This is a genomic window from Bartonella sp. AA89HNZF (assembly GCF_042196905.1).
GTDB lineage: Bacteria > Pseudomonadota > Alphaproteobacteria > Rhizobiales > Rhizobiaceae > Bartonella.
Map to the genome: position 1 here is coordinate 23,586 of NZ_JBHIRD010000018.1, position 6,668 is coordinate 30,253.

Genomic DNA, 6,668 nt, shown 5'->3' on the forward strand with positions numbered 1-6,668 from the left:
CTTTAGCATGAAAAAGCAGATACAGTGCGAAAGTATTTTCCTTATCGTCAACATCATTATTATAATTAGGAAGCTGAAGCAACGTCATTTACAAATCACATAAAAGCCTTACCATATATTCATTATATAGCTCCATAGATTGCTTTTCTTCAAGCATGCAAGTTTCTAGATGTTATTTTTGTTGAAAACAGAACCTTTGTGTATGATCAGTTCTTTGAACGACGATAGTAGTGCAATCCATAAAATCTTTTCTCATCTTCTTTTGATAGGATAACAAAGATGCCCATAGAATACATCAATAGACTCAATCATTTTACACAAACATAATCTGTTGAATCCTTTCGCTTCAACTCAGACATCTCCGTTACTCTAATAAAATCCAATCGATCACCAGAGTGTTTTAACCTTTTAAGTTCTTTTACTTTTAGTCTGAATATATCCACCTTTTTCAAATCGTTTCATTAATTAATGTTTCAGAGGAGTTGTATCTTTATCACTTTATTTTCCGTTTATCTCTCCAACCACATAAACGTTCACCTTGTTCGTTATGTTTTAAAATATCTCTCGCCAAATTTGAACTAATGACATTGATATCTTGTCGATTCAAATAAATTGGCAGCCATCCAATACAAGAAGTTCGTTCATTCGTCGCGCAACCAGCTAGAAAGCTTAGTGCGCACATCAGCATCACTTTTCTTATTAATTTCATTTTCTACCTCAAGCCGTGTTGTCGCTATCTTGAAATCTTCTTTTGTTTGCTTTTGCTTCTCAATTTTTTTCCCAAGAAAAAAGGCTTTGACTAAAGCTATAAGAAAAGCTGCTATGAGCGCTGACGTCATTGTCAGATATTTTTTTATCCATAAAATCATAGGCGGTGTTCCTGAAAACGTTTAGCAATGTATATCATAGCTGTACAAGCAGCTAAAACCATAATGCCTGCTAGAACCCATTGAACAGGACCATTTCCTGCAAAAAGACCTCCAAGCCCTGAAAAAGAACCTATGATTGGTGCAAGAGCTTCTACTTTGCAAATACCTGTTACACCTTCTGGTTCTACTACATGATAATTGGGGGCAACATGAGCTCCTTTTGCCCACAATCCTGCTTCGGTTGCTCGGCGATTGACAAGACCTTGGATACGTTTTCCTCCCACTCTTGTCCATTTTTGCAATTCGGTTGGTATCGCTTCATATTCACCTTTATTAAGCTTTTTTAAAAGTGTAGAACTGCGAAATGCTGTGATTCCTACATTATAGCAAAATGATACTAATGCCGCGAATTGTTCATCGTTTAAAGGAACGGTAACGGCTTTTTCAACAACAGCTTCATACTCCCTCAAGTCCTGACGAAGGATTTTTTCAGCTTCTTTTTCCGTAATTTGCATATCTTTGTGAACGCTTGGAGCACCAGCAGCACTTGTATGTCCATAACCAATTGTCCAGACACCACCAGAATCTTCATAAGCTGATAAACGCAAGCCTTCCAATTGCTTAATCAATACAAGCCCTTCTTTTGATATTTTTCGCATTATTTTTACCTATAAAAAACTACACAAAGCAGGATATGAATTAAAAACTTACATCTACTCATTTTTAAGAACAGAACAGCGAAAGGGCATAATAAATTCAAAACATCCATAGTGAATTATTTTAAGATCCATATCATTTTTTGAATAAAGATTATGCTAAATACTATTCATTTTTCAGTAATTGATCTCCATCTAAAGACAATAACTTTATAATAATTCCATTTATAATCAGATAGATTTCACTCATAAATTCTTACAGTTGATCTAGAATGATTTAGAAGAACTTTACTTGAAAAAACTTCAATAATTCCGATGACAAAAAGCACTTTTAATAAAAAATAAGAGACATAATAATTAATGAAATAATTAGGTGTTGATTTTTAAGTAATTTCAAAAGTCATAAATTGCACCACAGAATTTTTTTTATAAAAACAAAAAAACATTATAATTTAACATTATATATCTAAAAATTATCTTAGAATCAATAAAGCGTATACATAACGTGTTATACATATTTAATAAAAAAATCTATAGTTAAATTAACTATTCTTTGTTTTTTCCCCTAATTGCTTAATTCCATTAAAAAGTACCTTTACGAAGGATTTTAAATAAACTGTTACATAACAACATAATGGATATTTCTCCTCTCTTACAGTCTGTTTCCAACTGAAACAATATATTAGTGGAGCATATTCAATATATAGACCAATGGTATTTGATAGTTTTTTTAAGAATATTGTACTGTAATAATTTTGAACAAGTAGTTCGGTTTCATATATTTTCTTTTTCATATGAAGCATTTGGTGGGGCGTTTGGGTTTGGGTCCAATGGTGTCATCTTTGTCTGGTGTTGTATTGGCTACGTTTCCAGCAGCCTCTTAAACAAATCAATCAAGCTATTGAAATCTTTTTAGAGGCAATAGCACAAGAGACACAAAAGATTTTGACAAAAAGCTGCTTGAAAATATAGGAAGTTCTCTCCTCATAGCATCCCAGCCCATTTACATAACATAAAAAATAAAAAGGCAATGGATGATATTTGATGATGGCAATAGATATGTAACAATCCATGAGTGTGCACAGCTTTTTAGTATATCCACAACAACGATTCGCAATTAGATGCTTCAGAGGGGGCCGGAGCCATATAAGCTAGGGTGAGCAGTGAGGTGGAGAAAGAAAGAGGTTTTAGCATTTACTCCAGAGAAAAATACGGAGCAAATAACAACAGATTAGATAAAATTGTATAAATCCTAGAAGGTGGTCTTTAAACAGATAGTTAAATAAAAAATCTATATATTTCAACATCTTAAGAAAGGTGGTGCCGCATGCCGGCAAGCAGGGGCTTAGCAACAAGATTCAAAGTATATAAAGATGTGTAAGGGCGTATTGATGTCTATAGCTTTTTATGATTCAATAAAAAAAGTAAGTATTAAAGAAAAAATCTCAAATCAGAAATTAAAGGTGGTCTAAAAGGTGGACCCAAAAAGGTGGACGAGCAATGCTTGAAAAGGTGGACGAGAGGGGACGTTAAGTGAGGGCGATTCATCGGTTATCAGCATCATTCGTAAAGACGTCTCCGCAGGGTAAATATTGTGACGGGGCAGGGTTGTGGTTGAATGTTCGAAAAGACAATACACGCTCTTGGTTTTTTCGCTATACGCACCACAATAAGCGCCGTGAAATGGGACTTGGTCCTGTTACAAAACTCTCTTTAAAAGAAGCGCGTGAGCTTACAAGATATTATAGTGATATTCTTAAAGAAGGCAATGATCCTATTGTCTTTCGAGAACAGACTATTTTAAAACAGCAAAGCAATATTTTTCAAGAAATTGCAAAAGCGGCTTTTGAAAGCAAAAAAGCAGAGTTGAAAAATGAAGGTAAAAACGGCCGCTGGTTTTCTCCACTAGAGTTGCACGTTATTCCACACATAGGCAAATTACCTATAGAAAAATTAACAGCCAATATCATCCGCAATGTTCTCTCACCCCTTTGGCATGAAAAAGCAGACACAGCGCGAAAAGCACTTAACCGTATCAATATTTGTTTGAAATATGCAGCGGCTCTTGGTTTAGATGTTGATCTACAGGCTTGTATGAAGGCACGCGCTCTTTTAGGAAAACCACGTGCGACATCAACAAATATTCCTGCTATGCCATGGCAAGAGGTTCCGGCATTTTATCAAAGCTTGGATGATAAGATCCTTTCAAATTTAGCACTGAAGCTCTTGATTTTGACTGGAGTACGGTCGTATCCATTGCGCTATTTGCGCCTTGAACAAATTGATAAAGATATATGGACGATACCCAAAGAAAATATGAAGGCATTGTAGGAAAGGTTTCAGATTTTCGAGTACCATTGAGTAATGAAGCTTTAAAAGTGATTGAAAAATCTCTCCCCTTTGAAAAAAATGGTTTTCTCTTTTCTGGTCTTACAGGCAACCCCATTTCTGATGCCACCATGGCAAAGTATATGACAGTTTGCGGCTTAACCTATCGTCCCCATGGTTTTCGTTCAAGCTTACGGGACTGGATAGCAGAGACAACGTCAACACCATTTGAGATTGCCGAAACTGTTCTTGCACATACAGTTGGGAGTTCAGTGACAAAAGCTTATATGCGAACGGATTTTTTAGAACAGCGACATATTCTCTTGGAACAGTGGGCTTCATTTATAACAGGATAGAATTTTTACAATTACCTTTGCAGTGTTTTTTTAGTTATTTTGACGAGAAATTTGATATGTCCAATTCTGTGAAAATAACAGTTTTAAATGTGTAAAGCTATTATTGATAGTCTCTATGAGACGAGTAAAATTAAGAAACCATTTTCTAAAGAATTTCGCGCGTCTCAGAGTATGTTTAGAGTCGGATATTTGGTTTTTGTGTAAAAATACTTACAAACGCATCCATAATACGTGAAAAATCAAGTGCTAATAAGAGTATAATGAGTACAATCCATTTCGTATAACGAGACATCACTTTTACACTTTTGTAGGTCATGATGATTTCTTGGAGGATTTCTTTTTCTGCTTCTGTAAGTTCTGTATCGTCTTGTGTTTTTTTTCTAGCCATGTTTCCACCCACACACGCGTTCACCTAGATTATTGTGCTTTAAGATCTCTCTTGCTAAGTTTGAACTGATGGCGTTCAGATCTTGCCTCTCTAAATAAATTGGTAACCAACCAACACAAGAGATATACTTATTTGTCCCGCAACCAACGAGAAAGATCAGAACGCACATCAGCATCACTTTTTTGATTAACTTCACTTTCCACCTCCAGACGTGTTTTGGCTGCTTTTAAAGCTTTTTCTGTTTGCTTTTGTTGCTCTGCTTTTTTCCCAAGAGTAAAAGCTCTTGCTAATGCAATAAAAAAAGCGACTAAAGCCGCGCCTGTTATCATCAGATTTCTTTTCATCCATAAGATCATAGACGATGCTCCTGAAAGCGTTTAGCAACAAAGAAAATACCAGCACATGCGGCTAAAATCATAATGGTGGCCAAAGCCCATTGGATTGGTCCATTTCCTGCTAATAAGCCTCCAAGCCCAGAAAAAGAACCAATAATCGGTGCAAGGGCTTCGGCTTTGAAAAGCCCTGTTGGTGCTTGCGTTTCTACTGTTTGATAATTGGAGGAAACATAAGCCCCTTTTGCCCATAAGCCTGTTTCTGCCGCACGCCGGTGTGCGAGACCTTCAAGACGCTTCCCGCCTGCTTTGGTCCATTTCTGTAGCTCGGCAGGGACAGCTTCATATTCACCTTGATTGAGCTTTTTTAACAGTGTCGAGTTACAAAAGGCTCCTGTTCCTACATTATAGCAAAACGACACTAACGCCGCGAATTGTTCATCTGTTAATGAAACTGTAACAGCGCGTTCAACGACATTTTCAAATTGTCTTAAATCTTGGCAAAGAAGTTCTTCTGCTTGCTTTTCAGTGATTGTCATGCTTTCGTAAATAAAAGGTTTTCCAGCACTGTTTGTATGTCCATAACCTATTGTCCACACCCCAATGGCATCTTTATAGGCGTTCAAACGCAAACCTTCCCATTGTTTGATCAGTGCAAGTCCCTCTAATGATATTTTTCGCATATGCTTCTCCATAAAAAAAGCTCCGCAAAAAGCAGAGCTGGATTAAAAAAATTGACATCTTTCTCATTCGGAAAGATAGCTTGGTTAAGCTTCATGTCGCTTTTTCATTGGAACAAAAGAAGATTTTTTCTCAACTTTTAATTTCTCTCTTGACAAACATTCGTTTATAAACGAATATAACATCATGTTTGAAATACGTCACTACCTTACTTCTGATGGCAAAGACTTGATAGCTGATTGGCTGCGAAAGCTCCGTGATATGCAGGCTAAAACTGCAATTATTCGCCGCCTTAATCGTTTAGAGCAGGGAAACTTTGGCGATTTCAAGCCGCTTCGTGAGGGTGTTCATGAATTGCGTATTAATGTTGGTCCTGGCTACCGAGTTTATTATGTCCAATCTGGAAAGACCGTATTGTTGCTATTATGCGGTGGCAGCAAAAAAACACAAGAGACTGATATCACTCGTGCATGTGCTTGCTGGCGTGATTGGCAAAACCGTGAAGATTAAAGGAGTGCAAAAATGAAAGACCGTAACCATGATGATGCAATGGCAGAAATATTCCGTGATGATCCTGAGTTGGCAGCAGCTACCCTTGATGCAATCCTAGCAGATGGTGATCAGGGTGAGCTGCTTGTAACTCTACGCCAAATGGCCAAAGCTTATGGTGGTGTTCAAGCTGTAGCTAAAGCAGCCAACTTGAACCCAACACAACTTTACCGTACACTTTCAGAAAAAGGTAATCCAGAGTTCCGCAGCTTGAATGCTTTACTGCGTACCATGGGGTTTCGTTTGGCTGTACAGCCTCTTGAACGACCAGTTCCACACGTGTAACTTTAGTTCCACTCCCCACCTTTAAAGATGGGGAAGGGAGGTATTTAAGCAATCATTTTTAATGAGGGGCTCTACATCTAGTTTATAACCTATCATGTATCCTCTTCATCCATATGGATGACGCCTTCGCCTTCGTCACATGCGTTTGGTGGGGCGTTTGGGTCAAGGGTATCATCTTTGTCTGGTGTGGTGTTTGCAACGTTTCCAGCTGTGTTTTCTTGGGC

The 6,668-nt window shown here is 37.3% G+C and carries 8 protein-coding genes and 2 pseudogenes; 4 read left to right on the top strand and 6 right to left on the bottom strand.

The window, feature by feature from the left end:
- Positions 1 to 493: 493 nt before the first annotated feature.
- From ACFIN0_RS07745 to ACFIN0_RS07755, 3 genes are read right to left on the bottom strand one after another with little or no spacing between them, the layout of a single operon-like run.
- Positions 494 to 709, bottom strand: a complete 216-nt coding sequence (locus ACFIN0_RS07745; RefSeq protein WP_375607387.1) for a hypothetical protein — start codon at positions 707 to 709, stop codon at positions 494 to 496.
- Positions 642 to 869: a hypothetical protein gene (locus tag ACFIN0_RS07750; RefSeq protein ID WP_375607388.1), complete on the bottom strand. Its 228-nt coding sequence runs from the start codon at positions 867 to 869 to the stop codon at positions 642 to 644. The genes ACFIN0_RS07745 and ACFIN0_RS07750 overlap by 68 nt, the downstream gene beginning before the upstream one ends.
- Positions 866 to 1,528, bottom strand: coding sequence for a lysozyme (locus ACFIN0_RS07755; protein WP_375607389.1), 663 nt, complete (start codon positions 1,526 to 1,528; stop codon positions 866 to 868). Before ACFIN0_RS07755 ends, ACFIN0_RS07750 begins: the two co-directional genes overlap by 4 nt.
- Positions 1,529 to 2,559: 1,031 nt before the next feature.
- On the opposite strand from ACFIN0_RS07755, the pseudogene ACFIN0_RS07760 reads away from it, so the two are divergent.
- A pseudogene (locus tag ACFIN0_RS07760) lies at positions 2,560 to 2,760 on the top strand (helix-turn-helix transcriptional regulator).
- A 298-nt stretch (positions 2,761 to 3,058) separates the two neighbouring features.
- Positions 3,059 to 4,209, top strand: a pseudogene (locus tag ACFIN0_RS07765) (tyrosine-type recombinase/integrase).
- A 175-nt stretch (positions 4,210 to 4,384) separates the two neighbouring features.
- Here the strand turns inward: ACFIN0_RS07765 and ACFIN0_RS07770 are convergent.
- The 3 genes from ACFIN0_RS07770 to ACFIN0_RS07780 form a co-directional block, all read right to left on the bottom strand.
- Positions 4,385 to 4,597, bottom strand: coding sequence for a hypothetical protein (locus ACFIN0_RS07770; RefSeq protein WP_375620805.1), 213 nt, complete (start codon positions 4,595 to 4,597; stop codon positions 4,385 to 4,387).
- A 128-nt stretch (positions 4,598 to 4,725) separates the two neighbouring features.
- The gene (locus ACFIN0_RS07775) at positions 4,726 to 4,953 is read right to left on the bottom strand and encodes a hypothetical protein (protein ID WP_375650784.1); all 228 of its coding nucleotides are present in this window, start codon (positions 4,951 to 4,953) and stop codon (positions 4,726 to 4,728) included.
- On the bottom strand, positions 4,950 to 5,612 hold the full coding sequence (locus ACFIN0_RS07780; RefSeq protein ID WP_375702261.1) for a lysozyme: 663 nt from the start codon (positions 5,610 to 5,612) through the stop codon (positions 4,950 to 4,952). Before ACFIN0_RS07780 ends, ACFIN0_RS07775 begins: the two co-directional genes overlap by 4 nt.
- 184 nt (positions 5,613 to 5,796) lie before the next feature.
- Here ACFIN0_RS07780 and ACFIN0_RS07785 point away from each other — a divergent pair, with 184 nt between their 5' ends.
- On the top strand, positions 5,797 to 6,120 hold the full coding sequence (locus ACFIN0_RS07785) for a type II toxin-antitoxin system RelE/ParE family toxin (RefSeq protein ID WP_015857128.1): 324 nt from the start codon (positions 5,797 to 5,799) through the stop codon (positions 6,118 to 6,120).
- Between the two features lie 12 nt (positions 6,121 to 6,132).
- A complete protein-coding gene (locus ACFIN0_RS07790) occupies positions 6,133 to 6,444 on the top strand; it encodes a DNA-binding protein (RefSeq protein ID WP_208439803.1) in 312 nt (103 codons plus the stop codon).
- Positions 6,445 to 6,668: the final 224 nt, after the last annotated feature.

What these genes read in the sequence shown, in the direction of transcription:
- ACFIN0_RS07775 (WP_375650784.1), bottom strand. Translation starts at nt 4,953, where the DNA reads ATGATCTTATGGATGAAAAGAAATCTGATGATAACAGGCGCGGCTTTA.
- ACFIN0_RS07755 (WP_375607389.1), bottom strand. Translation starts at nt 1,528, where the DNA reads ATGCGAAAAATATCAAAAGAAGGGCTTGTATTGATTAAGCAATTGGAA.
- ACFIN0_RS07780 (WP_375702261.1), bottom strand. Translation starts at nt 5,612, where the DNA reads ATGCGAAAAATATCATTAGAGGGACTTGCACTGATCAAACAATGGGAA.
- ACFIN0_RS07770 (WP_375620805.1), bottom strand. Translation starts at nt 4,597, where the DNA reads ATGGCTAGAAAAAAAACACAAGACGATACAGAACTTACAGAAGCAGAA.
- ACFIN0_RS07750 (WP_375607388.1), bottom strand. Translation starts at nt 869, where the DNA reads ATGATTTTATGGATAAAAAAATATCTGACAATGACGTCAGCGCTCATA.
- ACFIN0_RS07790 (WP_208439803.1), top strand. Translation starts at nt 6,133, where the DNA reads ATGAAAGACCGTAACCATGATGATGCAATGGCAGAAATATTCCGTGAT.
- ACFIN0_RS07785 (WP_015857128.1), top strand. Translation starts at nt 5,797, where the DNA reads ATGTTTGAAATACGTCACTACCTTACTTCTGATGGCAAAGACTTGATA.
- ACFIN0_RS07745 (WP_375607387.1), bottom strand. Translation starts at nt 709, where the DNA reads ATGAAATTAATAAGAAAAGTGATGCTGATGTGCGCACTAAGCTTTCTA.